Consider the following 25632-nt stretch of genomic DNA (forward strand, 5'->3'; position numbering starts at 1 on the left):
GTCTCCGACCGGGCTCCGACGCGCAAACGAGCTCGCCGCAGCCGGTCGGCCCGAACCGACCCCACGTTCGACGCCTCCCCGTCCGGGCTCGTCACCGGGCGGGACGCGTCCCAATCTGTGTAATCGTTCAGAAACACGATCGCCCGCTGCGCGAAACAGCGGGCCTCTAGCGTCGAGCCTGTCGATGGAGCCGCTTCCTCAGCCGCTGGCCCACCCCCCGGGGCCGGCTCTGGACCGTTCGCAGATCGTGCTCCTCGACGACGCGAGTCTTCCCTTCCTGCCGCTGACGGCGGACGCATCGGCGACCCCCTCTCGCCCGCTCCACAGGAAGGCACCACCCGATGCATCACACCCCCAGGCGCTTCGCGCGCCTTCTGGCCGCCGCGGCGGCCGCTCTCGCCGGTCTCGGCCTCGCGGTCGGCGCTGCGGCGCCCGCCGTCGCGGCTCCCGCGGTGGCCGCTGTCACGGTCTCCGCGCCGTCGGCGGTCACCGCCGGAGACTCCTTCGACGTGACGGTGACACTGACCGGCGCGACCGACGTCTTCGGCTACGAGGCCGTCCTGGCCTTCGACCCGGCGATCGTCGCGTACGTCGACGGCAGCGCGGTCGTCACCGCCGGAGGCTACGACGCCGTCGGCACCGCCTCCGGCACGGTCGACCTCGTCTACACGCGGCTTGGCACCTCCCCGGCTCTGTCAGGCACCATCTCGTACACCCTGAAGTTCACGGCGAAGGCTGCGGGATCGACAGCGTTCACCCTGCGCTCGCTCTCGCTGGTCGACCCCGCGTCGGCTGTGACCCCGCTCTCGAACGCCGCGGTGAGCCCGGCCGTCGCGGTCGCACCGGGCTCGGTCACCGCACCTCCGGCGGGGACGACGCCGGCGACCGGCTCCGGGTCGGGCTCCGCGACATCGACGACGTCCAACGCATCCACCGCCGACGATCTGGCCTCGACCGGCTCGGATGTCCTCCCGTACGTCATCGCGGGTGGGCTCCTCGTCGTGCTCGGTGCAGCCGCCGTCCTGATCGCGGTCCGCCGCCGACGTGCAGGAGAAGCCCGATGACCGCCCGCCGATCGATCACGAGGAGCACCACCGCCATGCACACCCGAACCGCCGCCCGCCGCGTCACGACAACCGCCGGCGCGCTCGCTGCTCTCGCCGCACTCGCTGCGACGGGCGCCATCGTCGCCCCGGCCGCGGCCGCACCGGTCCCGAGCGGCTCCGAGGCGTTCCTCGCGCCGTACTACACCGCCCTCGACCTGACCGGCGACAAGCAGGTGACAACGGCCGACCTCGACGTCTTGACCCACCATCTCGGCGCCACCACCGCCTCGGCGGACTGGTCGACCGTCGCCGCGGCGGACACCGACACGGATGGCGTCATCACCGTGAAGGATGTCGTCACCCTTTCGCAGCGGATGATCTACGACGACGGGCCGTTCCAGCTGGTGGAGGCCTCCGCCCTGGACATGCAGGCCGCGATGAACGCCGGCGTCACCACCTCCGTGAAGATCACCCAGGAGTACCTCGACCGGATCGCCGCCCTCGACCGCTCCGTCGTCGACACCGGGGCCGGCGGACGCGCCCTCAACTCGATCATCTCGACGAACGCGCAGGCTCTGACGATCGCTGCCCAGGCGGACGCCACCCGTGCGCAGAAGGGGATGACGAGCATGCTGCTCGGGGTCCCGATCGCGGTCAAGGACAACTACGACACCGTCGACATGCCCACCACGGGCGGCTGCGGCTGCTGGGACGGCAACCAGACGAGCGACGACGCGACCATGGTGAAGAACCTCCGCGCAGCGGGCGCCGTCATCCTCGCCAAGGCCAGCCTGGACGAGTTCGCGTACGGCTTCGCTTCCGAGTTCTCCTCGTTCCAGGACCCGGGCAAGACGCTTCTCGTCGCCAGCCCGCTGAACACCACCAAGACCGCGGGCGGGTCCAGCGGCGGCACGGGTGCGGCCATCGCCGCGAACCTGGCGGGCATCGGATTCGGCACCGACACCGGAGGCTCGATCCGCGTGCCGTCGACGTACAACTCGTTGGTCGGCATCCGCCCCACCGTCGGCCTCACCAGCCGCGACGGCATCATCCCGCTCGCCCTCAGCCAGGACACGGGCGGCCCGATCGCCCGCAGCGTCACCGACGCCGCGGTCGCGCTCGACGCTGTCACCGGTGTGGATGCGGCCGACCCGATCACGGCGGAGCAGCAGGGCCATGTCCCGGCCTCATACACAGCAGCGCTCGACCCGACCGCGCTGAAGGGCAAGAGGATCGGCATCGTCACCTCCATGCTGGGCAGCAACGCGACGGTCACCCGGCTGTGGGCGGCTGCGAAGGCGACGCTCGAGGCGCAGGGGGCGACGGTCGTGGAGATCACGAGCGTGCCTGCCGCGTTCACGGCAACGCTGAACGAAGGAAGCGGCAGCACGAACGAGTTCAAGCACGACCTGAACATCTACATCCAGAATCACCTGGCGCCGAACGTGACCGCTCGCTCGATCGACGACATCCTGGCCAGCGGTCGCAACGTCACAACGCGCAACAGCATCTATACGTCGCGCAACAACGTGACGGACGCGCAGTACCAGGCGTGGGCGGGCCCCTCGGGCACGCACACCGCCGCCATCGCCACCGGCAACGCGACCGTGACGCAGCTGCTGAACGACAACGCTCTGGACTCCCTGGTGTACCCGAGCGGTTCGCCGTACAGCACCATCGGGACCAACATGCGCCTCAGCCCCAACACCGGGATGCCCGCCATCACGGTGCCTATGGGCCAGGCCATCGCGTCCGACGGCACGAACCCCCTGGTCGGCGCCAACGTCAACCTCGAGTTCCTCGGGCGCGACTACGACGAGAGCGGCATCATCGGCCTGGCGTACGCATTCGAGCAGGCGACGCACGCGCGGGCGACCGCGCCGCTCTACGGTCCGCTCAAGTAGAGCGACCGCCCGACCGAGACGAGCGCCCCGGCTTCGCGCCGGGGCGCTCGTCTCCCCCTGGCCACCACGGCCGCCAGCAGCCATATTGAGCGCATGCGCGAAGTGATCAGCACCCCGGATGCGCCGAGCTCCCCCTTCTACAGCCAAGGCGTGAAGTCGGGAGGCTTCATCCACATCTCGGGACTGGTGGGGGTCGACGTCAACACCGGGAGACCCGCCGGTCCCACGATCCAGGAGCAGACGCGGCAGGCGCTCGCGAACTGTCGCGCTGTTCTCGCGGCGGCGGATGCCACCTTGGACGACGTCGTCGAAGTCGGAATCCTCCTCAGCGACCCGGCCGACTTCGCCGGCATGAACGAGGAGTACCGATCGTGGTTCCCGAGCGATCCGCCCGCTCGGTATGCGGCGAAACTCGGCGCCGTGATCCCCGACGTGCTGATCTCCATCCGCATGACCGCGTATGTCGGCGAAGGTCGGAGTGACTCCTGACGTTAGCGAGGTTTGCTGTTCGCTCCCACTCGATACGGAGCTATTGCAGGCAGAACTCGTTGCCCTCCGGGTCGCGCATCATGATCACGAACTCCTCGTAGGGGCCCCAGTACCCCAGGAGGGTCTTCTCCTCGGTGGCACCGAGGGCGATCAGGCGGTCGCGCTCCGCTTCGAGCTCCTCGCGCGAGGCGCGGCGGTCGTCGAACGGCGTGATGTCGAGGTGCACGCGGTTGCGCTGCCGTCGCTCGTGCCGGTACCGGCTGAAGTAGAACCGTTGATGCGCCGGATTCTGATCCCAGGCTTCGGCGCGATCCGCGATCTCCTCGTCGGTCATTCCGGAGGCTCTGAGCTCTGCGACGTCCTCCGGGTCCCAGCCAGTGGGTTCCGGGTAGCCCATCACGGCGCTCCAGAAGCGCGCCAGCTCGGTGGGATTCTCGGCGAAGAACGTCACGTTCGCAATCCGGGCGGTCATGCGTCGAGGATAGCGACCGCCGGAGGGGCGGCGTGGCCGGCGACCTCTGCCACCGCATCATCGGGAGGCCGACTTTTCCATGAGCCAGACGGATTACTTCCTTGGGATCAAGGACTGTCATCGCAGGGCCGTCCTCATTCACGCGCACCGGCGGGAACAACATGCTCTTGCAAGACAAGCAGACGTGCGGGCCTATAACGTGGTCGTACGCCTATACCGCAGCGGTCTCGTCGAGGTCGTCGGACACCGCTACCCCGTCCCTAACCACGAGGGCTGGGTCCGATGGGATGGCACCTACGACTGGAACAACATGTTCAAGTACAGCAACGAGGGCTTCCAGTGCCTTGTCGGAGCACGCGGATACAAAACCGTCAACACATCCCTCCGCCGCTAAGGACGATCTGAGAGAAACCATGGCCACAGCGATCTCCAAAATGCACCTGCCGGCCACACTGCGTCGAAACTCGATCACCCACGCGATCGCGCTGCTCGCGGCCGCAGCGGTGGTATCGGCGATCGTCGTTGCGTGGTTTGTGCTGTTCTTCTCCGCACAAGCAGCAGGCCAATACTCCACCGATCTCGCCACAAACACCGCCCTCCGGTTCAGCTCGCTGTTCGCAATCGTCTTCCCCGCCACCGCCGTTGTGGCCGCGCTGGCAAGCCTCGCGACCGTTCCCTTCCGCAAAGCTGGCGCCCGCACTGGAATTGCTATCCTCGCTGCATCCACGATTACAGGCATTGCTGCATCGGCCGTATCGTTCGCCTGGTCTGAGCCCATCCAGGCCGCCGGAATGTTCCCCCTGCTGAACGCGCTCATCGGCGCATATGCGTTGGCCGCATCGCTCGCCTCGGCACTGCTTTCCCTTCTAGCGCGACGTCGTCCAGTGATCTCAGCGATCACCGCTGCCGCAGGTGCACTCATCACAATCATGGGTACGCTGCTGAGGCGATGACCCATAACAGCTAATATGTAAGTAGACCGGCGCGGTGTCATATGCACCGAGAGCAAGGTCGGTCCACTTTTGCACAAGCACGACATGCGCTACACGGTCGCAGTCCGGCACCGCAACGACGCCACCTGACTTGTCGGGTAGGGGGAGGTCGTCGCCCCGATCCGCTCCTGGTCGGAAACCCAATCACGGAGATGAGCAAGAGGCTCGAGCCGCACACGAGCCTTCGGGAGGATCGTGGTGGTGGTGCCCCACTTCGCGCGGCAATCCAAGGCGGGAAGCTGGCCGAGGACGTTGTACAGCAGCTGCGAGGATCGCGACCACCAGCGAAGCACATCACGCCGCGGCGATCAGCTCGTCGATGAGCGACGCCGTCTCCGTCCAGTCCCGCACGGGATGTGTCGGGATACCGAGCGCGATCACCGGGTAGTCGTTGCCGTCCGGGTCGAGACGGTCCCCGACGAAGAGCATGTCCGAGAAGGGGATGTGCGTGATCGACGCGAGCCTCCTCATCCCGTAGGCCTTGTCCACGCCACGACGCGTGATGTCGATGCTGGTCGACCCGCCCGCACGCACCTCCAGCCGGGGCAGCCGGGACTGCACCGCCGTCCGCAGGCTGCTGCGCCGCGTTCCGGCCGGATCCCAGGCGGACTTCTCGGCGACAGGGGCGAACTGGCCCAGCGCTGAGAACGTGATCTGCGAGCCGCGGTCCTCCATGACCGGCCCCCACGTCCCCGCCTCCCACAGCCCCAAGCGTGACGCCTCCTCCTCGACCACGGCGAGCGCCTCCTCCCGCTCGGCGTCGCTCAGGTTCTCGGCGTACCGCAGGCGCCAGCGGGCTCCGTCCCAGTTCAGGTAGCGCGTCCCGCAGGTCGGCATGAGGTGGAGGCGTTCCAGCGGCGCCGACGCGGGCAGACGGGAGAGCAGCTGGTCGCGGAACTGCTCGAACCGGCCGCCCGAGATCACGCAGACCTCCATCACCTCGAGGAGACGTCCGAGCGACTCGGCCGTCCGCGCGTCGACGGGAGACTTCGACGGGGCGAGGGTGTCGTCGAGATCGAAGGCGACGAGACGGGGCATCAGCGGGACCTTTCCTGGTTGGAGGGGGATGGCGGCGCGGTGCTGCCGCGCACGATGAGCTCGGCCGGAGGAAACGCATCCCCCGGGGAACCGCCGCCGCTGTTCGCCAGGAGGCGACCGCAGGCCCGGCCCCACGCTTCGGCGTCGCGCCGCACGACCGAGAGAGCAGGATTCGTCACGAGGGCGACCGGGCCGTCGTCGAGTGCGATCACCGAGAGTTCGTCCGGAACCTCCAGGCCACGGCGAAGGGCGGCTTGCATGCCGGCCGCCGCGAGCAGATCGCTCTCGTAGACGATCCCGGTGGGAGGCTCGGCACGGTCGAGCAGGCCGGCGGTGGCGTCCCTCACGGTAATCGGGATGGATGGGGACACCCATGCCACCCGGGCATCGAGCCCCAGCAGGCGAGACTCCCGCGCGAACTCCGTGCTCCACCGGGCCGACCGTGCGAGCGACCCGTCCGCGACCAGCGCGATCCGACGATGGCCGATGCCGGCGAGGTGACGGATCGCCTGCCGCATCCGCTCGCCCTGGTCGGGCGCGCCGACGCTGTCCGCGGAGACGAACGGCAGGCCGAGCCGCGCCAGAGCGGCCGGGCGGTCGTCGGCGACCCGCAGGCCCGCGAGCAGCACCACGTCCACCTGCGCCTCCCGGGCGAAGGCCGAGTAGGCTTCCCGCTCGTCGGCATCGGTCGCGACGACGCGCACGACGAGGACAGCGCCGGTCGCGGCGAGCGCGGACCCGATCCCGTGGAGGAAACCGACGAGATCCGAGCTCGCGGCCGCCGCGTCCCGGCGGAGCACGAGGCCCGCGGTCCGCGGTCGCTGCCCGGAGAGCGCCCTGGCGCGGGAGCTCGGGCGCCAGCCGAGGTCTCGTGCGGCCCGGACGATGCGGTCCGTCGTCCCCTCGCTGAGCCCCCGGCGCCCGTTGAACACGAAGGACACCGCGCTCTTGGAGACGCCGGCGCGCGCCGCGACATCGGCGATGGTGATGCGCCGCTCCCCCGGCTCCCGGGCGGCACCGGAGGCGGGATCCGGACCCGAACCGGTTCCCACCTCGGTGCCTCCGTCCGCTACCGCGCCACGGCCCACGGGCCGTTGACGTCGCCCGGAGCCTGGTTGCGGGTCCACCACTTCGCGACATAGACGACGCCGTTGTAGCTCGCCCGGTCGCCCGCGGTGAAGATGCGCGACGGCGTCCACAACGCGGTGCCGTCAGGTGCGGTGGCCATCTCCTGCCACGGTCCCGTCACCGACCCGGGGACATCGCCGCGGCTGTACCAGCCGGCCAGGAAGGTCTTGCCCTGGGAGACGACGGTGTCGCCCGCAGCGAAGACACGGGACGGGGTCCACACGGCGGCACCGCTCTCGGTCATCGCCAGTTCCTGCCAGGCTCCGGTGTTGCTGAGCCCGGGCTGCTCGCCCTTCGTGGACCAGCCCGCCTTGTAGACGGAACCCTTGTAGCTGACGATGTCGCCCGTCTTGTAGGACGTCGTCTTGCTCCAGGCGGCTGGGAGCACCACCGTAACGGTCACCGTCGTGTCGGCGCCGGCCACGGTGTCGCTGCCGGAGTACGTCGCCGTCAGCACGTGGTCGCCCGCTGCGAGGCCCGGAGGGAGGGTGAACGTGGCGACGCCGCCGTTCAGGGATGCGACCCCGCGGTCCTTGTCCCCCTCGGTGAGAGCGACCTTCCCGGTGACCGGGAGCGGTGAGGTGACCGTGACGGTGACCGTCGCCGCCGTCGCCCACTTCGTGCTGACAGCGGGTGCGCTGACGACGGCGGTGGCGCGCAGGCCGTCGATGGCGGCTTTCAGCGTCGCAGCGGCGGCGTCGATCGCGGGCTGGCTGGCGTCTGCCGCCGTGAGCGTCGCCTTCGCAGCCTCCAGGGCAGGCAGCAGGGGCGACCAGGTGGCAGGCGTGTACCAGGTGCTGTCGAGACCGTTCGCCCGGTCCACCTGTACCTGCAGAGCGCTCTTGTCGACCCCCACAGTGACCGGGCAGCGAACGAATTCGTCCCCGGCACCGTGCACGAGCACGACGGAGGTGCTGCCGGGCACCCCGGTCTTCAGGCCGACCGAGACCGTTCCATCGGCGGCGGCCTGGGGCGCGGAAGCCACCGCCGCGACGGCCGGGTCGAGCGAGTACGCGGTGAACGAGTCGCCGGGGACGAGCGGGGTGATCGTCGCGGCAAGCGTGGCCGTACCGCCGCGCTCGGCGTTCACCGGCGCCGTGCACGCCAGGCTGTAACCGCCGTAGACCTCGAACTCCCAGATGTTGAGCCCATACTTGGTCGCAGGCGACCCGATGACCCGGACGTAGCGCACTTCGGCGGTCGGGAAGTCGGTCGTGTCGCGGCGGTGGTCGGCGGTGCCGGTGTTCTGCACGTGCGCGAGCGGCGTCCAGTCGCTTCCGTTCACCGACCCCTCGAGCTGGTAGTCGGTGGAGTTGCCGCTCTCCCACTCGACGACCGCCTGCGACACAGGACGGACCGTGCCGAGGTCGACCTGCAGCCAATTGCGGTTGGTGTACGGCGCGGTGCCGGAGGGGCGGGCGGAGGACCACTTGGTGGTCTTCGAGCCGTCCGTCGCCGCCGGAGCCTGCACATTCGCGAGGTTGTTGTAGACGCTGTCGGCGGTCGTCGGCTTCCCCTGCGCGAGGTTCACCCGTCCTGTCGCTGCTGGCGCTGCGGTGATGGCGCTGTCGCCGAACACCTCGAACTCCCACACCGAGACGCCGTAGGTGGTGAGCGCTCGCTTGACCGTCTGCATCCGGACGTACCGCCCGGATGCATTCAGAGCGACGAGGTCGGTGCCTCCGTCACTCCCGGCAGCCGGCGTGACGTAGGCGTCGCGCCACGTGCTGCCGTCGTCCGAGACCTGGATCTTGTACTGGCTGGCGTAGGACGCCTCCCAGAACAGCCGCGCGGCCCCGATCTTCTGCACTTTCCCGAGATCGACCTGCAGCCAGGAGGTGTCTGGAGACCCGGTCCGGTCGGCGATCCACCGGGTGGTGGTGTTCCCGTCGGTCGCGCTCGCCGGGCTCGTCCCGTCCGATGCCGTGGTCGGAGCGCCCAGGGCGAGATTCGCCCGGGCGACGGCCGCGAACTCGGCCACCGCGTACGATCCTCCGCCGGGCCCGTCCAACGGGAGGATGCGGACGAAGTTGGCCGCGGTCGCCGGGAAGTCGACGTGCTGAAGTCCGCCCGTGCCGCGCTGGACCAGGGCCTGGTCGGTCCAGGTCACCCCGTCCAGGGACGTCTGGACGAGGAAGCGCGTGGCGTAGTCGGCGCCCCAGTCGACGTCGGCGCCCATCGCGTAGGAGCCCGCCGCGAGACGCTGGCTCAGCCAAGGGGCCGCTCCGGAGGACTGCCACGTGGTTGCCGGATCCGCGTCGCCTGCGCGCGACGGACCGTGGCCGGCGACCGAACCGCTCGCCGTGTAGGGCGAGCCGTCGGAGTCGTCGGCCACCAGCGGTTCCGTGACGGTCTTCCCGAGGTTCGCCCCCGTGCCGAGCACGAACGTGCCCCGCGACGCGGACGCCCCGCCGCTCAGCTCGACATCGACGAGGATGCCCGGCTGGCTCGGGTTGGAGAGGCTCACCACCGGGGTGCCGGACGACTCGTCCAGCATCACGATGCTGGGCTGGCTCACCGACAGGGTGCGGCCGTCGCCGAGGTCGAGCGATCCGGCCCGGTAGAAGGTGGCCATCGTCCGCTTCAGCCCTGCGTGCTGCACGGCCTGAACCGCGCTGTCGTTGCGGAGGACCTTCACCGCCGGCTTGGCCGCGTAGGCCTCGGTCTGCGCAGCCGACTTCGCCGGGAGCACGATGTACTGGTACGTGGCGTTGGTCGGCTTCGTGCCGTGGTCGAAGTACAGGGTGAACGCGTCGTGGCTCTCCGGCTGGTCGCCGTAGTAGCTGCCGGTCTGCGTCTTGTCGGACACCGTCACGGACTGATCGGACGGGAACACGTACCCGACCTTGTCGTTGTAGGCCCACGACGGATCGGCGACGACCTGGCCGTCGGTGCCCGGCGCGACCTTCTGGCCGTCGACCGAGGCATTGCCCTTCGCCGCGACCTGGTTGACCGTGGTGTGGATGGGCGCGCTGGAGGACGACTGGATGCCGGCGCCGAGCGCCACCATCTCATCGTCGAAGTAGTAGTAGCTCTTCTGCGCCTGCGTGCCGACGCGGTCCAGGCTCTCCACGCTCGCACCGTAGGTGCCATCCGAGACGCCGCCGGTGAACGCGCCGCCGTTGCCCGACCGGCCGTCCTTTCCGAGCGTGGTCTCCTTCACATAGGGCACGGTGGTGCCCGGGTAGTGGAACCAGTCGAACGCCGGGCCGAGGTCGGTGTACTCCTTGTTCGTGACCTGGATCGCCGTCGTGCCGGTGCGGTTCCAGACGATCTCGTTCCCGACGTCCTTGCGGAGGGTGGAGCGGTACTCGCTGCCGACGGTCCGGCTCGAGTTCAGACCGGTCACGATGCCGTAGTCGGCGCGCTGGTGCGAGGAGAACTCGGAACGCCAGAAGTACTTGTCGCCGATCGCACCGTTGCCGGACGTCTTCCCGCGGATGTTGTCGGCCATCTGCCGGTACGCGGTCGCGTAGAGCGGGTCGGTGCGCGCCATCCGGTCAAGCGGATCGAGGAAGACGGCGGCGTAGCTCGTGACGCCGTCGACGGTCGTCGCCGGCCGGTAGAGGAGGTACAGCATCTCGATCTCGCCGCGGATCAGCCAGCGGGTGCCGTCGACGATGTAGAAGGCGATCGTGTCCAGCTGGTCGCGTGTGAACGCCAGGCTGGTGCCGCGAGCGGAGTCCGCCCACATCGCGACCATGGTGAACAGGGCCATTCCGTAGCCCTCGCTGTAGAGCTGGGCGCCGTGCGCCCAGAACGTCGAGTCCGGCTGCACGGCCTCCTGGACGGTGCCGGAGTCGTCGACGGCGACCGTCTGGACCATCGTGGCGAAGCCCGCCGTGATGGCGGCGGCGTCACGGGTGGCGAGCGCCTTGTACAGGTAGTCGGAGGTGCGCCACGCGCCGTTCGCTCCGGCGGGGTCGAGCTTGCCCTGGTTGTGCTTGATCGCGAGCGCCGCGGCGTCGCTGCTCAGCACATCCCCCACGAAGATCGAGATCCGCCCCATCGCGATCGACTCGCCGATCTCCGTCTCCCACCAGTTGGTGTTCCCCGGGTTCACCCTGTCCCAGTACGTCAGCGCGCGTTCCTCCGCGGCGATGAGCGTCGCGTCGTGGTAGCCCTTCGCGGTGGGTTCGCGGTACGCCTGGGCTATGGCGACCATCCGGTAGAGCGCCTTGTAGGCGTCCCAGGTCTTCCCGTTCGCCGAGCTCGTCGTGTCCTGGTAGTTCACATCGGACCACGAGCCGTCAGCGTTCTGCGACGCGACGTAGTCGAGCGCATTCGAGGTCTGCGCCAGGTAGATGCCGTTGGCGATCTGCACCTCGTCGCCCTGGCTCAGGTAGTAGTCCTGCAGGCGCGTGACGATCGTCGCGACGTCGGTCTGCAGGTCCGCCGCCTTCGCGGGGGCGGCCAGACCGACCACGCTCAGGAGCGCGGCGACGAGGAACGCCACGAGCGCGGACGAGCGCGAGCGGCGGAGGAGCGAGGGATGTGGAGCGTGCGGGTCTTCGGGATGACGCGTCATTGCGTTGGACTCCTTGTTCGCTATCGGGGGGTCAGGGGGTGCGGACCAGGCGGGCGGCCGAGATCCGGGTGTCGGCCGCGCCGTAGAAGACGACATGCTCTCCGCCGATCTTCTCGATCGCCGTGGGGAAGAGCACGTTCTCCACCGTTCCCGCGGTCTCGTCCGCGGTCTCGGGAGTCATCAGGGGCTCGCTCGTGCGGGCGATCACGCGCGAGGGGTCGTCGGGATCGAGCAGCATCGCCCCGACGACGTAGCGGACGGTGAACGCCTGGGGCACGAACGAACCGCCGGGCAGCGTTCCGGTGACGCCGTGGTGCAGCACGAGCCAGCCCTCCGGAACCCGGAGCGGCGCCGGGCCGGCTCCGATCTTGAGGGCCTCCCACTCGTACTCGGGACCGGCGACGAAGCGGTGGCCGCCGGGGCGGGTGAGCGCCGTGAGGTCCTGCACGGCGTCGTCCACGGGCACATAGGAGATCCAGATGCTCGCCCGCGGGTCCGTCACGCCCGCGGGAAGAGGCGGCTGCTCGTTCGGACGCACGAAGCCGAAGTCCCACATCGGCCGGTGCAGCATGGCGAAGCTCGGGCGCCCCTCCGGGTCCGGGACGACCTCCGGGAAGAAGACGACGTCCTTGTTCGGGAACAGATTGAGGTCGGTGTCGAGGGCGTCGTCGTAGGCGAACTGGATGGGGCCGAGCCGCGTCCACTCGCGGCCGTCCGTCGACACCGCGAGCGCGGGCTTCGGGCCGAGCGGGCCGAACGCGACGTAGCTCATCACGTGGATGCCGAGGTCGTTCAGGGGGGTGATGCGCGGGTCCTCCACGCCGCCGTGCGCCGTGCCGTGCTCCCAGCCGCGCTCCGCCTGGAGGGCGATCTCCAGCTCGGCGACGCCCGTGGGGACACCGTCGGTCACCACGACGCGGGCCCGGCCGATCCGGGAGACGTTGTGCTCGGCCACCAGCCGCGGGAAGAGGTGGACGGTGCCGTCCGGGTCCTGCACGGTCGCGGGGTTGAGCACACCCTCGACCTGGCGCGGGTCGGCCGCATCGGGCTCCATGACGATGCCGATGCGCTCCAGGGCGTAGGGGACGTCCGTGGCGATGGTGCTGGCGGGGATGGTGGTGGACAACAGGACCTCTCTCGGGGGTGGATGGGGTTGACGGCGTCAGCCCTTGACGGCTCCGACGACACCGTTGACCAGGTAGCGCTGGATGAAGATGTATCCGACGATCAGCGGAGCGGCGACGATGAACGTCGCGGCCGCGAGCAGCGGCCACTGGTTTCCGTACGTCCCCTTGAAGGCGTAGAGCCCGACCGTCACGGGGAAGCGGGTGGGGTCGGCGAGCAGGACCGTCGCCAGGATGATCTCGTTCCAGATCCACACGGCCTGCAGGATGAACACCGTCACCAGCGCCGGGCGGGCGAGCGGCAGGATGAACGTGAAGAGGTAGCGCCAGTAGCCCACCCCGTCCATCGCGGCCGCTTCGTCCAGCTCCTTCGGGATCGACTTCACGAACCCGCTCAGCAGCAGAGGTCCGACGCCGACGCCGACACCGACCAGCAGGATGTAGCCGAGCTGCGTGTCGTAGAGGCCGAGGCGCAGCAGCAGCTGGAACTGGGTGATCAGGGCGTTCGGCAGGAACAGCACGAGCACGAACACGACGGACCAGTATTTGGCACCGCGGACGTAGCCGCGGGCGACGGGGAACGCGAGCACCAGCGTGAGCAGGGTCCCGATCGCCGATCCGGCCGCCGTGTACAGGACGCTGTTCAGGATGTACGCGCCGAAGTCGCCCTTCTCCCACGCGGTCGCGAAGTTGCCCCACTGCGGGTCCGAGACCAGCCCGACCGGGTTGGCGACGAACTCCGCCTGCGACTTCAGGGCCGTGTTCAACAGGTAGAGCAGCGGGAACAGGAACACGATCATCAGGATGAGCGCGCAGACGTAGGCCCCGACCGGAATCCGCCGGCGGCGGCGCCGGGTGATCGTCTCGCGACGGCCGCCCGCCTTCTCCGGCAGCGTGTCCGCTGTCGCGGGGGTCGCGGCCTCGGTTGTGGTCGTCACAGTTTCGCCTCCCGTCGGCGGAGGATGGCCAGAGCGATGATCGAGACGATGGCCACCAGGAAGAACTGCACCATCGACACCGCGGCGGCATAGCCCTGCGACTGCGACAGCGTCGTGCCCGAGGCTCCCCCGAAGCCCTGCACATATACGAGCAGCGAGAGCACCTGCGTCGAGCGGTTGTTCGGGCCGCTCAGCACGTAGATGAGCTGGTAGCTCTGCAGCGCGTTGACGATGCCCAGCAGCACGTTCGCGGTGATCGACGGCGCCAGCAGTGGGACGGTGACGCTGCGGAACCGCTGCCAGCCGCTCGCTCCGTCGATCTCCGCCGCCTCGTTGAGCTCCTCCGGGACCGCCTGGAGGCCGGACAGGAAGATGATGACCGAGACGCCGAGCACCATCCACACCTGCACCAGGATCACGAGGGCCAGCGCGAGCTTCGGGTCGCCGAAGAAGGCCGAATGCCCGCCGAACAGCCCGAGAAGAGAGGCGGCAGGACCGCCGCTCACGTTGAAGATCAGCGACCACACCAGGCCCGTGACGGTCACGCCCAGGATCGTCGGCATGAACACGACGGCCCGGTAGAAGTCGCGACCGCGGAGACGGCGGTTGAGGAGCACCGCGACGGCCAGGGCGACAACGATCTGCAGCACCGTGCTCACGACGGCGAAGATGATCGTGTTGCGCAGAGCGTTCGCGCTGTCCGCCCACTTGGCGGGCGAGAAGAAGTCGACGTAGTTCTGCAGGCCGACGAAGTTGATCGGGAGGCCGGGCAACCCGCGCAGGTCGGTGAGCGAGGCGATCAGCACACCGATCGCAGGGACGAAGCCGAAGATGCCCAGCAGGAGCATCCCGAGCCCGAAGGTGATCCGGACCGGTGTGCGGCGGGGGAAGGGGAACGATTCAGTCATGTGTTTCTCTGCTTTCGGCAGGGTGGCCCGCGGCGGCGGGCCACCCTGCCCGACAGGTCAGCCGGCCGCCGACCACGCCTTCTGGGCGGCCTGGGCGGCCTCCTCCGGGGTGGCGGAGCCGAGCGGGCTCAGCGCGGGATAGTTGAACGGGAAGACCGCATCCTGACCGGCCTTGTTGTTGGCGAACCAGACCTGGTCCCATGCGGGCTCGTACGACTTCGTGTAGCCCCCGATCGACTGGAGGAACGCGCTGGTCGAGATGCCGGGCTGCGCCGACGAGAAGCCCGACTTCTGCAGGAACAGCTCGTAGTTCTTCTTCTCGGAGAAGAACTTCAGCCACGCGAGCGCCGCCGTCTTGTTCTTCGCGGAGGTGGGAACGGCCAGCTGGAGCTCCGTCTTGCCGTTGAGGAGCGCGTTGTCGGCCGCCTTGTCGGAGCCGGGGAACGGGAAGTACCCGTAGTCGAACTTCTTCGCGACGGCCGCGTCGATCGTCGGCTGGTCCCAGGTGCCGTCGACGGTCATGGCGAAGTCGCCCGCCGCGAACCCGGACGGGATCGAGGTGTAGTCGGCGCCCGCCGCACCCTCCTGGGCGTTCTGCAGGACGTACTCCGTCTGCTGCAGCACCTTCACCTCGGTCGGGTCGGTGAGCTTCGCCTTGTTCGTCCACAGGTCCTTCGCCAGCTGCTGCTTGTCGGCGACGGTCGGATAGTTGGACGCGACGGAGGCGAGCATCGGGAGACCGGCGGGCCAGCTGTCCTTGCCGCCCAGACCGAACGGCGTGACGCCCTTGGCCTTGAGCGCGTCGACGACCGCGGTGAACTGGCTCCAGGTGGTGGGGATGTCGAGGCCGTTGTCGGCGAAGATCTTCTTGTTGTAGAAGACACCGGTGTAGTAACTGACGCCGGTCGGCACCGCGTACTGCTTTCCGCCGATCGCCTGCGCGTCGAGCAGAGTCGGCGTGTACTGCTTGAGGAAGGACTCGCCCGTGAGGTCGACCAGTCCGCCCGCCTTCGCGAGACGCGCGTCGTCGGTGGCGGCATCCTTCGCGTACGACGGCGTCTCCATCAGGCCCTTGACCACGAACAGGTCGAGGTTGCCGGCCGTGAGGCGCGAGGACTTGGTCGCCGGGTAGTTGTCGTTCGAGACGGTGGAGAACACGACGTCCACCTTCGGGTACTGCTTCTCGAACGCCTCGTTGATCGCCCGGAAGCCGGCGTCCGTCGCGTCGCTGCTCGAGACGAGAAGCTGCAGCTTCCCGCTCGGCTCTCCGTCGGTCGATCCGCCGCCGCTGGAGCAGGCGGCGAGCGCGCCGATCGTGGCTGCGGCGACCGCGCCGGCGATCAGCCGCCGGCCCAGGGTCGCGCCGCGCAACCTCTTCGTTGCCATGTGTTGTCTCCTCGTCGAGTTCGGGAATGTGATGAGCAGGTGTCTCTACCGAAACGTTTCGGATCTCATGCCGCGATCTACCGAAACGTTTCGGTAACGACATGGTTGCACGCTCAGGCGGGTGAATGCAACCCTCGGTCCGAAGAACGCGCCGGCGAGGTCAGCGCCGGTCGCGTGCCGGGCCAGTGGAATCCCGGACGATCATCTCGGCATCGGGGATCCTGACGTCGTCGACCGCCCCCTCCTCGATCAGGTCGACCAGCATCCTCCCCGACTGCCGCCCCAGTTCCCGGGGCGACGTGTGCACCGTCGTCAGCGACGGCCGCACATAGGTGCCGAGCCGGATGTCGTCGAACCCGGCGACCGAGAGCTGCCCCGGCACATCGACGCCGAGGTGCTGGGCCTGCGCGATCAGGCCGATCGCGGACAGGTCGTTCGCGCACATCACGGCGGTCGGCGGGTCGGCGGACTCGAGCAGGACGGATGCGGCGGACGCCCCGCCCAGGTACGTGAACTCGCCGGGGACCACCGGACCAGGTGCGAGCCCGAGTTCCTGCAGACCGGCACGCCAGGAGTTCTCGCGCTCCACCGAGTGCGTCATGTTCGTGCGGCCGCTGACGTACGCGATCCGGCGGTGACCCAGGTCCACGAGGTGCCGGAGGGTCGCCCGGATGCCCGCGTCGGGGTCCTCGCGCACCGCGGGGATCGGGAAGCCGGCCCCCGGGTTGATGGCGACCGCGGGCAGGCCGAGCCTCTGCACCAGCGCGATGCGCGGGTCGTCGACTTCCAGGTCGTTGATGAAGACGCCGTCGACGCGACGGTCGGCCGCCAGCTTCTCGTAGCGCTGGAGCACCTTGTCCGACTCGGCGCTGATCTGGAGGACGAGAGCGTACCCGCGGGGATCGATCGCATCCTCGATGCCGCCGATGAAGCCGCCGAAGAACGGGTCGAGCTCGAGCACGTCCGGGTCGCGGTGCAGGACGAGACCGACCGTGAACGCGCGACGCCCGGACAGGCTCTTGCCGCGGAGCGACGGTACGAACCCGAGCTCGGCGGCGATCCGGATGATGCGCTCGCGGGTGACGTCCGAGACTCCCGGCCGGCCGTTCAGCGCACTCGAGACGGAGCTGATCGCGACGCCGGCCTTGTTCGCGACGTCGACGATCGTGACCCGCTCATCGCCCACCGATCCGCCTCGCCTTCCGCCCTGCATCGAGCGACGGACATCCTATGCCGAAGAGGCGGGCGGGCGCTTCCCGCCGGCGCCTGGAAGGATGACGGGGTAATCGGCTCAGCGCGCCTCGGAACGCAGCCGATCGATCACGGAGGCGATCACGAGACGGACCGCCTCGGGCATGTCGACGGCGGACCGGTCGAGGAGCCATTGCACCTGAAGGCCGTCCATCGTGGCGATGATGGTGGAGGCCGCGAGGTCGACTCGGGCGTCGGAGGCCTCCGGCACCACGTCAGCGAGGGCTCCCCGCACCATCTCGCGGAGACCGACGAAGCGTGCACGGAAGTAGTCCTGCGCGGGGTGGCCCTCTGTCACCGAGTCAGCGCACAGCACGGCGTACAGCTGGACGACCCCCGGCCGCTCGATGTTGAGCTCCACCGTTCGCACCAGGTGGTCGAACAGGGCGGCGCCGTCCGGAATGTGCTTGCCCTCGAGCTCCGCGACATCGGAGTCGTCGCGGTACTCCAGCATGGCGATCAGGAGCTGGTCCTTCGAGCCGAAGTGGTGGATGACGCCCGCATGGCTGACCCCCGCCTCCTCACCGATCTCGATGAGAGAGCCGTTGTTGTAGCCGCGCGTCGCGAAGATGGACATCGCCGCCTCCAGGATGCGCTGCCGCTTCTCGGCCGTCTCCGGCCGGGGGTTCGCGACCCGCGCTCCTGCCGGCACGGCATGGGCTGCTCGCCCTCGCGTCATGGGGTGCTCCTCGTCCTCGAGCGTTCTCGTCCCTCAACTTTATGACCAGTCAGTAAGTTTTTTCAAAAATGTTGCCCGTTCTACTTGCGTACAGGTCAGTAAGTATTGCTAGTCTCGCTCCCACGGTCGCTTCGGCCGGACCAGAACGGCCGACAGAACCGCCCAGAGGAGCGAAGATGCCCACACCGATGACCGTTCCGCACGCGGACGTGCGTCCCCGCACTCACGTCGCGGACCTGGACGAGGCGGTGCGCCTCCTCACCGGTGCCACCTCCTGGACACTTCGTGCGCTCCCCTCGAGCGGCCTCCGCCCGATCGTGCTCTCGGACGGACCGATCGGCGTGCGGGGGGTCGATGACGACGTGCGGCCGTCGGCGCAGCTGCCCTCGCCGTCCGCGCTCGCTGCGACTTTCGACACTCGGCTGCTCTCCCGGCTCGGTCACCTGCTCGGCATGGAGGCGCACCGCAAGGGGGTCGATGTGCTGCTGGCACCGGTCGTTAACCTCCAGCGGACGCCGTACGGCGGGCGGCACTTCGAAGCCTTCTCAGAGGATCCGCTGCTCACCGGCATCCTGGCCTCGGCCCTCATCGAGGCGACCCAGTCGACCGGCGTCGCGATGTGCGTGAAGCACTACCTCGGCAACGAGTCCGAGACCGAGCGGACCACATACCGGTCGCGCCTCGGCGAGCGTGCCCTGCGGGAGGTGTACCTCGCACCGTTCGAACGCGCGGTGGTGCACGCAGGCGTCTGGTCGGTGATGGCCGCGTACAACGGGGTCGACGACGGAGAGCTCAGCGCTCCGGCGACCGAGCACGGCCCCCTCATCAACGGCATCCTCAAGGGCGAATGGGGATTCGACGGTGTCGTCGTCAGCGACTGGCTCGCCACCGGCTCGACGGTCGCGTCGGCGCTCGGCGGTCTCGACCTCGTCATGCCGGGACCGGACGGCCCCTGGGGGGCCGCGCTCGTCGACGCCGTGAAGGCCGGGCTGGTACCCGCACAGGCCATCGACGACAAGGTGGACCGGATCGTCCGGCTCGGCGAGCGGGTCGGAGCGGTCGGGGACGCCCGGCGCCAGCAGGCTCCGCTCGACCTGCCGACCCTCCCCGCGACGCGCGCGCTGCTGCGGGAGGCCGTCGCCCGGTCGATCGTCGTGCTGCGGAACGACGGGGCCCTCCCCGTGGCGCAGACCGCCGTGCGCTCGGTCGCCCTGATCGGCCCCAACGCGGTCGAACCGTTCGTCCAGGGCGGTGGGAGCGCATTCGTGACCGCCCCTGGGCTCTCCGAGCCGCTGGCGGCACTGACCGAAGCCCTCCCCGAGGCCACCATCGGCCTGTACCGCGGTGCCGCCGGACGAGCCCACCCCCGTCCGATCGACCCAGCACTCGTGACGACGCCCGATGGGCGCCCCGGCTACCTCCTCACATTCCTCGATCGGGAGGGGGATGTCGTCGGCGACCCGGTCGCCGTTACGGCTGATGAGGGCTGGAACCGCGGAGCCCCCGCGGACGCCGTGAGCGCTCGCATCCAGGCGATCGTGCGCCTCACCGGACCGGGCGTGCACCGGGTGGATGTCGGCGTGTCCGGCTGGCACCGCATCCGTTTCGACGGCGACGTCGTCTCCGCCTCCGACCGTCGCGCCGATCACGACGTGATCCTCGACTCCTCCGCCAATCTCCCTGGCGGGCCCGCGCTCGACATCCTCGTCGGGGACCGGCCGGTCGACCTGCTCATCGAGTCCGAGCAGCAGGTCGTCGACGCCGGCGCGTACGGCCGGTTCGTGCGCTTCGTCCTCCGCCACGAGGTTCAGCAGCAGACCGCGGCACAGGAGCTCGAGGCGGCCGTCGAGGCCGCCCGCTCGGCGGACGTCGCTATCGTCGTCGTCGGCACCAACGAGGAGACGGAGTCGGAGGGCTGGGACCGTCAGAACCTGCGCCTGCCGGGCCGCCAGGACGAGCTGGTGGAGCGCATCCTGGAAGCCAATCCCCGCACCGTCGTCGTGGTCAACGCCGGCGCCCCGGTGATCCTCCCCTGGCTCGACCGGACCGCGGCCACCCTGTGGTGGTGGCTGCCAGGACAGGAGGCGGGCGGCGGGCTCGCGGATGCGCTCACCGGCCGGATCGAGCCGTCCGGGCGGCTGCCCTGGACGCTTCCGGCGGCGGAGGACGACGTGCCCGTCCGCTCGACCCTCCCGAAGAACGGGGTCATCGACTACTCCGAGGGCATCCACGTCGGCTACCGGGAGTGGGACAGGACGTCGCGAACTCCCGCCCGCGAGTTCGGATACGGTCTGGGCTACGGCACCTGGCTCTATGAGGCCCTGACCGTCGAGGGCCCCGTCGACGAACTGACCGCGTCCGTCACCGTCACCAATGTCGGGGCACGCGACAGCCGCGAGATCGTCCAGATCTATCTGGAGAGCCCGCACTCGCCGGTCGAGCGCCCCGTCCGCTGGCTGGCGGGCTTCGCGAACGTGGATGTGCGCGCCGGTGAGACGGCGACGGCAACCGTCGCGATCGACCGCCGCGCCCTCGAGATCTGGAACACGGAACGCCACGATTGGGAGATCCCCGACGGCTTCTACGTGTTCCACGCCGCCCGCTCCAGTCGCGACCTCCGGCTGAGCGTCACGGCCACGGTCCGCAGCGAGGAGCTGACGACCGACTGACCCGCACCACCCCGTACCCCCACCAATGCAAGGAGGCATTCCGCTCATGAGAACCACCACCCGACGGCTGGCAGCGCTCGCTGCCGCACCCCTGGTGATCGCCGCCTTCGCCGGCTGCGCGTCATCCGGCGGCAGCGGCGACGAGAAGGTCACCATCACCTTCCAGGAGCAGTTCAGCGACGCCGAGTCGGCTCAGTTCACAGCCCAGCTCGCGGACTTCGAGAAGGCGCACCCGAACATCACCGTCAAGCTCATCCGTGACAACGATTCGAGCTACTACGACAAGCTGACCACCCAGATCGCCGGAGGCAAGGGACCCGACATCGCGCGGGTCGAGCCGCCGCGGGCCTCGCAGTTCATCGCGTCCGGCTGGGCGCTCCCCCTCGCCGACGCGGCCGGCACGAAGAGTGACTACTTCCCCGCGAGCCTCGATGCTGTGACCAAGGACGGCAAGCTCTACGGGGTCCCGATCGACGTCTCGGCGCTGGCTCTGTTCTACCGCACCGACCTGCTCAGCGCGGCCGGGATCTCGCAGCCCCCGGCCACGTGGGACGAGTTCACCAGTGCGGCGCAGAAGCTCACGACGGGCGATGTGCACGGTGTCGGGCTGTTCGGCGGCTGGGGCGGATTCGAGTTCTACCCGTGGCTGTGGCAGTCGGGCGCCGACGTCCTCAACAAGGCCCAGACCAAGGCCGAGTTCAACTCCGCCGACGGTGTCCGCGCCCTCCAGCTCTGGGTCGACCTGCAGAAGAGCGCGATGCCTGCGGGCATGGCGACCGCGACGGAGGACGACCTGAAGGGACCTTTCGTCTCGGGCAAGCTCGCCATGATGACGTCCGGGCCGTGGATGATCCCCTCGCTCAAGAGCGCAGGCATCGACGGCAAGTGGGCCGTCGCGCCGCTGCCGAAGGACAAGGAGGCGGCCACCGTCCTCGGCGGCCTGGATCTGCTCGTTCTCAAGAACACCAAGCACGCCGACGCGGCCAAGACGTTCGTCAGCTGGCTGATGCAGGACTCGGTGCAGAAGAAGTGGGCGAGCGCTCTCGGCTACCTGCCGGTGAAGACCTCGCTCTACGATGACCCCGCATTCAAGGACGACCCCTCGATCAGCGCCTTCGCCAAGGTGCTCGAGGAGGCGCGCTCGCGGCCGACCGTGGCCCAGGCCGGCGACGTCGACACGGCACTCGGCAACGCCGTCCAGGCTGCGCTCTCCGGCACGAAGTCCGCGAAGGATGCCCTCGACGAGGCGGCGGCCGCCTCGGACAAGGCGCTGAAGTGACCCAAGCAGCACCCGCCCTCGTGGGCCGGACCACCCGGTCCGGCCCACGAGGCCTGCACTGGCGGTCACGGCTGACGCCGTACCTGTTCCTGGCACCCGCACTGCTCGCGGTCGGCGTCTTCGTGGTCTACCCGATCGTCAACGTCGCCATCCAGAGCTTCTTCGACGTCAACCCCACCAAGCACGAGGGGTGGGAGTTCATCGGCTTCGAGAACTACGTGCAGGCGTTCACCGACTCCGCCGTCTGGGGCGTGTTCGCCAACAGCATCGCCTGGACCGTCGGCTCGGTCGCCCTCCAGCTCGTCGTGGCCATGGCCGGCGCCCTCCTGCTGCAGCAGCTGGCCGGCGCCCGGGTGCTCCGCGCGGTCTTCGTGCTCCCCTGGGCGACTCCGGTGGTCGTCGGTGCACTCGCCTGGAAACTGCTCTACCAACCGGACTACGGCATGATCAACCAGATCCTCGGCGTCCTCGGCCTCCGAGGCCTGGAGCACGCGTGGCTGGCGGACCCGGGCACCGCGCTGGGCGCCGTCGTCGCAGCCAACGTCTGGCGGGGCTTCCCCTTCATCATGGTGCTCCTCATCGCGGGCATGGCGTCCATCCCCGCGGAGATCTACGAGGCGGCGGGAGTCGACGGCGCGAGCTGGGCACGGTCCTTCTGGAGCCTGACCCTTCCCCTGCTGAAGCCGATGCTGCTGACGAGCACCCTGATGGCCCTCATCTGGACGTTCAACAACTTCAGCCTGATCTACGTGATGACGGGCGGCGGCCCGGCGGGCGCCACCGACATCCTCACGACGTTCGTGTACAAGAACGCCTTCAGCAGCTTCGACTTCGGCTACGCCTCGGCGTTGTCGATGATTCTCTTCGCGATCGTCGCGCTCGGGTCCGCCCTGTACATCCGGGCCTTCGGAAAGGACGCTCTCGCATGACCGCGACAGCCGAACGACTCCCCACGCGCCGGGCAGCGGCGCCCACTCAGCGACGACGCCGGCGTCGCGCCCGGCCCTCGCGCGTCCTGCTGTGGATCGGCGCTCTGGTGCTTGCCGCGTTCGCGCTCCTCCCGATGCTCGGGATCGTCTCCGACGCGTTCAAGACACGGGCCGAGCTCTACCAGTCGCCGCCTGCGCTCATCCCGGCGCATCCCACTTTCGACAACTTCGTCTACGTCATCGGCCGCGGCAACTTCCTCTCCTGGCTCGGCAACTCGGTGCTGGTCAGCGTCTGCACGGTCGCCATCGGTCTCCTCATCGGGGTGATGGCCGGATACGCGTTGTCGCGTTTCCAGTTCCGCGGCAAGATCGCGATCGTCATCGGTCTTCTCGCGACGCAGATGTTCCCGTCCGTGCTGTTGATCATCCCGCTGTTCAACATCGTGTCCGGTCTCAACCTCATCGACACCCCCTGGGCGCTCGTGCTCGCGCAGGTGAGCTCGTCGGCTCCCCTCGGGGCGTGGCTCATGAAGACGGCGTTCGACCAGATCCCCAAAGACATCGACGAGGCCGCGAGGATCGATGGCTGCGGCTGGTTCGGGGCGATGTGGTACGCCGCCCTTCCCGCGGCCCGCCCGGGAGTCGTGGCAGCCGGGATCTTCATCTTCATCGGCGCGTGGGAGGAGTTCACCTTCGCTCTGACCTTCACCAACAGCGACGAGAACCGCACGCTGCCGGTGGGCCTCTCCCAGCTCTCCAGCGCCTACGAGGTGTCGTGGAACCAGCTCGCCGCCATGTCCATCCTCGTGGCCATCCCCAGCATCATCCTGTTCAGCGTCATCCAGCGTTGGCTGGTGGCGGGCAATGCAGCGGGAGGGGTCAAGGGATGAGCAGGGTCGTCGCCCGCGACGGGGCGATCATCGTTGACGGTGAGGCGATCCCGTTCCTCGCCGGGGAGATCCAGTTCTGGCGGATGCGTCCAGAAGAGTGGGAGCCCGCCCTCCGCGCCGCACGCGACGCCGGCGTCCGGGTCGTGAGCACCTACCTGTCCTGGCGCCGCCACGAGCCCCGGCCGGGCGAGCTCGACTTCGACGGTCGCCGCGACCCGCGGCTCGACGTGCGCCGGTTCCTGAGCCTGTGCTCCGAACTCGGTGTGCTCGTCCAGCTCAAACCCGGGCCCTGGATCTGCGCGGAGGAGCCGGGAGGCGGATACCCCGACTGGCTCCTCGCCCGGCAGGAGCTCCTCGCCCGCGACGACTCGGGTGAGGTGGTGATCGGATACAACCCTCCGTTCCTCCACCCCGTGCCCAGCTACACCGACGAGCGCTACCTCGATGCCGTCCGCGGCTGGTTCCGTGCGGTGTGGGACGCGGTCGGCGATTTCGCGCACCCGCGGGGCCCCGTGGTCGCGATGCAGCTGGACAACGAGCCGAGCAGCTGCTTCCAGGACGCGATGTACGCCGCCGACTACAGCGACAGTTCCGTCGACGCCTTCCGCGCATGGCTGGTCGGGCGGTACGCGGACGACGCCGAGCTCCAGGCCGCCTGGGGCGATGCCGGCGTCGCACTGCGCGCCGCCTCCCCGCCGCGCAGACCTGCCGGAGCGGTGGGAGCCGCGCATCGGCGACGCCTCCACGACTGGATCCGGTACAAGACCGACGCGACCGGCGGCTACCTCCGTGCCCTGCGCGACATGCACACCGCCCTCGGCGGCGACTCGCTGCTGTACACCGTCAACCTCGTGACACACCCGGTCCACGATGTTCCCGTCGCCCATCGCGACATCCGCGCGATCGCCGACGCGATCACCGGGGAGGACCATTACTACATCCCGCCTCTCGACACCGCCGACATCCACCGGCTGGCGCGATCAGCCGCGACAGCCCGAGCCGCAGGCGAACCCGTCCCGTGGGTGCCGGAGCTGCAGGCGGGAATCTGGCGGTCCCCCGGCGAGGAGGTGGCCTACCCTGATCCGACGCCGCTCGAGCAGCAGATCTGGTCGGGGGCTGCCGTCACCCTCGGATTCGCCGGCGCCAACCTGTACATGCTCGCCGACCGCGAGAACTGGGAGTTCTCGCCGCTGAGCGCTGACGGCGAGCGGAGCGCCTTCTTCGCACCCGTCGACGACCTCCTCCTGTCGCACGAGGCCGGCGGCGTCGGACGACCCGTCGAACCCGGGGTGGAGGTCGTCTGGCACCGTCCGGACGCCTTCGATGCGTACACCGTGACCGGAACAGCCCGCATACCTGACGTCCCGTGGTCCGATGTCGAACGCGCGGCGCCCTACACCGCATGGGACGCCACGCTCTCCGAACTCACCGCCCGCGGGATCGCCTACGACCTCTGGGACACCACATCCGAAGCGGACGCGAGCAGCGCTCGTCCACTGATCGTGCCCGACCTCTGCGGTGTCGACGCGTCAGTCATCGCCGGGCTCGAAGCCGCCGGCCGTCCAGTGCTCCGCGTCGGCCCCCGTTCCGGGTGGGACGCACTGGCTTCCGTCCGTCTCTTGGCCGCCCGCCCGGACGGGTCGCCTGCACGGGAGACGCTCGCGACCATACGGCACGGCGGCGCAGGCGACATCCTCCACATCGTGCGCTGGGGCCCCGGCTCCACGACGGTGCGCATCCGGCTCGACGGGGTGGCCGGCGGGGCGCTCATCCCCCGGCACGGCACCGCGCGCCGCGCACCCGAGGTGGCCATCGCGGACGGATCGGCGACCCTCGACCTCCCGCCCGGCCACCACGTCTTCCTGATCCGAAGGGATCACCCGGTCCGCCCCTGAGCCGGGACACCCAACCCGACCGACCGAGAGGAGCACTGCCGCACCACCGCGTGACGGGCCGTCGACCAGGCCGTCGCTTACCCACGC

The 25632-nt window shown here is 69.3% G+C and carries 19 protein-coding genes; 9 read left to right on the plus strand and 10 right to left on the minus strand.

The annotated features are described in order from the left end of the window. The first annotated feature begins 341 nt into the window (after positions 1-341). The 3 genes from BLW09_RS14930 to BLW09_RS14940 all read left to right on the plus strand — a co-directional run bounded on the left by BLW09_RS14930 (position 342) and on the right by BLW09_RS14940 (position 3439). Positions 342-1064 carry a cohesin domain-containing protein gene (locus BLW09_RS14930; RefSeq protein WP_089914395.1) on the plus strand — a complete coding sequence of 241 codons (723 nt, stop codon included), beginning with the start codon at positions 342-344 and terminating at the stop codon, positions 1062-1064. Next, positions 1061-2950, plus strand: coding sequence for an amidase family protein (locus BLW09_RS14935; RefSeq protein ID WP_231946886.1), 1890 nt, complete (start codon positions 1061-1063; stop codon positions 2948-2950). The genes BLW09_RS14930 and BLW09_RS14935 overlap by 4 nt, the downstream gene beginning before the upstream one ends. A gap of 93 nt (positions 2951-3043) precedes the next feature. After that, on the plus strand, positions 3044-3439 hold the full coding sequence (locus BLW09_RS14940) for a RidA family protein (RefSeq protein WP_089914398.1): 396 nt from the start codon (positions 3044-3046) through the stop codon (positions 3437-3439). A gap of 40 nt (positions 3440-3479) precedes the next feature. On the opposite strand, the gene BLW09_RS14945 is transcribed toward BLW09_RS14940, so the two are convergent. Continuing rightward, positions 3480-3911: a VOC family protein gene (locus tag BLW09_RS14945; RefSeq protein WP_089914401.1), complete on the minus strand. Its 432-nt coding sequence runs from the start codon at positions 3909-3911 to the stop codon at positions 3480-3482. Between the two features lie 413 nt (positions 3912-4324). On the opposite strand from BLW09_RS14945, the gene BLW09_RS14950 reads away from it, so the two are divergent. Continuing rightward, a complete protein-coding gene (locus BLW09_RS14950) occupies positions 4325-4864 on the plus strand; it encodes a hypothetical protein (RefSeq protein WP_089914406.1) in 540 nt (179 codons plus the stop codon). A gap of 333 nt (positions 4865-5197) precedes the next feature. Here BLW09_RS14950 and BLW09_RS14960 read toward each other — a convergent pair whose 3' ends face one another. From BLW09_RS14960 to BLW09_RS15000, 9 genes are all read right to left on the minus strand, one after another. Further along, on the minus strand, positions 5198-5941 hold the full coding sequence (locus BLW09_RS14960; protein WP_089914412.1) for an HAD-IIB family hydrolase: 744 nt from the start codon (positions 5939-5941) through the stop codon (positions 5198-5200). Then, positions 5941-6993 carry a LacI family DNA-binding transcriptional regulator gene (locus tag BLW09_RS14965; RefSeq protein WP_089916953.1) on the minus strand — a complete coding sequence of 351 codons (1053 nt, stop codon included), beginning with the start codon at positions 6991-6993 and terminating at the stop codon, positions 5941-5943. Before BLW09_RS14965 ends, BLW09_RS14960 begins: the two co-directional genes overlap by 1 nt. A gap of 17 nt (positions 6994-7010) precedes the next feature. Beyond that, positions 7011-11597 (minus strand): polysaccharide lyase family 8 super-sandwich domain-containing protein, encoded by a 4587-nt coding sequence (locus BLW09_RS14970; RefSeq protein ID WP_089914417.1) that lies wholly within the window; start codon positions 11595-11597, stop codon positions 7011-7013. A gap of 31 nt (positions 11598-11628) precedes the next feature. Next, complete coding sequence (locus BLW09_RS14975; protein WP_089914420.1) at positions 11629-12723, minus strand: glycoside hydrolase family 130 protein; 1095 nt, start codon at positions 12721-12723, stop codon at positions 11629-11631. A 36-nt stretch (positions 12724-12759) separates the two neighbouring features. Further along, positions 12760-13659, minus strand: coding sequence for a carbohydrate ABC transporter permease (locus BLW09_RS14980; RefSeq protein WP_089914423.1), 900 nt, complete (start codon positions 13657-13659; stop codon positions 12760-12762). After that, a complete protein-coding gene (locus BLW09_RS14985) occupies positions 13656-14567 on the minus strand; it encodes a carbohydrate ABC transporter permease (RefSeq protein WP_089914426.1) in 912 nt (303 codons plus the stop codon). Before BLW09_RS14985 ends, BLW09_RS14980 begins: the two co-directional genes overlap by 4 nt. A gap of 57 nt (positions 14568-14624) precedes the next feature. Further along, positions 14625-15953 carry an ABC transporter substrate-binding protein gene (locus BLW09_RS14990; protein ID WP_089914429.1) on the minus strand — a complete coding sequence of 443 codons (1329 nt, stop codon included), beginning with the start codon at positions 15951-15953 and terminating at the stop codon, positions 14625-14627. 160 nt (positions 15954-16113) lie between these two features. Next, positions 16114-17139 carry a LacI family DNA-binding transcriptional regulator gene (locus BLW09_RS14995; protein WP_089914432.1) on the minus strand — a complete coding sequence of 342 codons (1026 nt, stop codon included), beginning with the start codon at positions 17137-17139 and terminating at the stop codon, positions 16114-16116. Between the two features lie 105 nt (positions 17140-17244). After that, positions 17245-17883 carry a TetR/AcrR family transcriptional regulator gene (locus BLW09_RS15000; RefSeq protein ID WP_089914435.1) on the minus strand — a complete coding sequence of 213 codons (639 nt, stop codon included), beginning with the start codon at positions 17881-17883 and terminating at the stop codon, positions 17245-17247. A 176-nt stretch (positions 17884-18059) separates the two neighbouring features. Here BLW09_RS15000 and BLW09_RS15005 point away from each other — a divergent pair, with 176 nt between their 5' ends. Genes BLW09_RS15005 through BLW09_RS15025 form a run of 5 tightly spaced genes read left to right on the plus strand, consistent with a single transcriptional unit; the run spans position 18060 to position 25545 of the window. Beyond that, positions 18060-20552, plus strand: a complete 2493-nt coding sequence (locus tag BLW09_RS15005; protein ID WP_231946887.1) for a beta-glucosidase — start codon at positions 18060-18062, stop codon at positions 20550-20552. A gap of 46 nt (positions 20553-20598) precedes the next feature. Further along, a complete protein-coding gene (locus BLW09_RS15010; protein WP_157696948.1) occupies positions 20599-21831 on the plus strand; it encodes an ABC transporter substrate-binding protein in 1233 nt (410 codons plus the stop codon). Continuing rightward, positions 21828-22760, plus strand: a complete 933-nt coding sequence (locus BLW09_RS15015) for a carbohydrate ABC transporter permease (RefSeq protein WP_157696949.1) — start codon at positions 21828-21830, stop codon at positions 22758-22760. The genes BLW09_RS15010 and BLW09_RS15015 overlap by 4 nt, the downstream gene beginning before the upstream one ends. Further along, positions 22757-23650: a carbohydrate ABC transporter permease gene (locus BLW09_RS15020; protein WP_089914447.1), complete on the plus strand. Its 894-nt coding sequence runs from the start codon at positions 22757-22759 to the stop codon at positions 23648-23650. Before BLW09_RS15015 ends, BLW09_RS15020 begins: the two co-directional genes overlap by 4 nt. Beyond that, entirely contained in the window at positions 23647-25545 is a 1899-nt protein-coding gene (locus tag BLW09_RS15025) for a beta-galactosidase (protein ID WP_089914450.1), read from the plus strand. The genes BLW09_RS15020 and BLW09_RS15025 overlap by 4 nt, the downstream gene beginning before the upstream one ends. Positions 25546-25632: the final 87 nt, after the last annotated feature.

Source organism: Leifsonia sp. 21MFCrub1.1 (assembly GCF_900107895.1).
Taxonomy (GTDB): domain Bacteria; phylum Actinomycetota; class Actinomycetes; order Actinomycetales; family Microbacteriaceae; genus Leifsonia; species Leifsonia soli.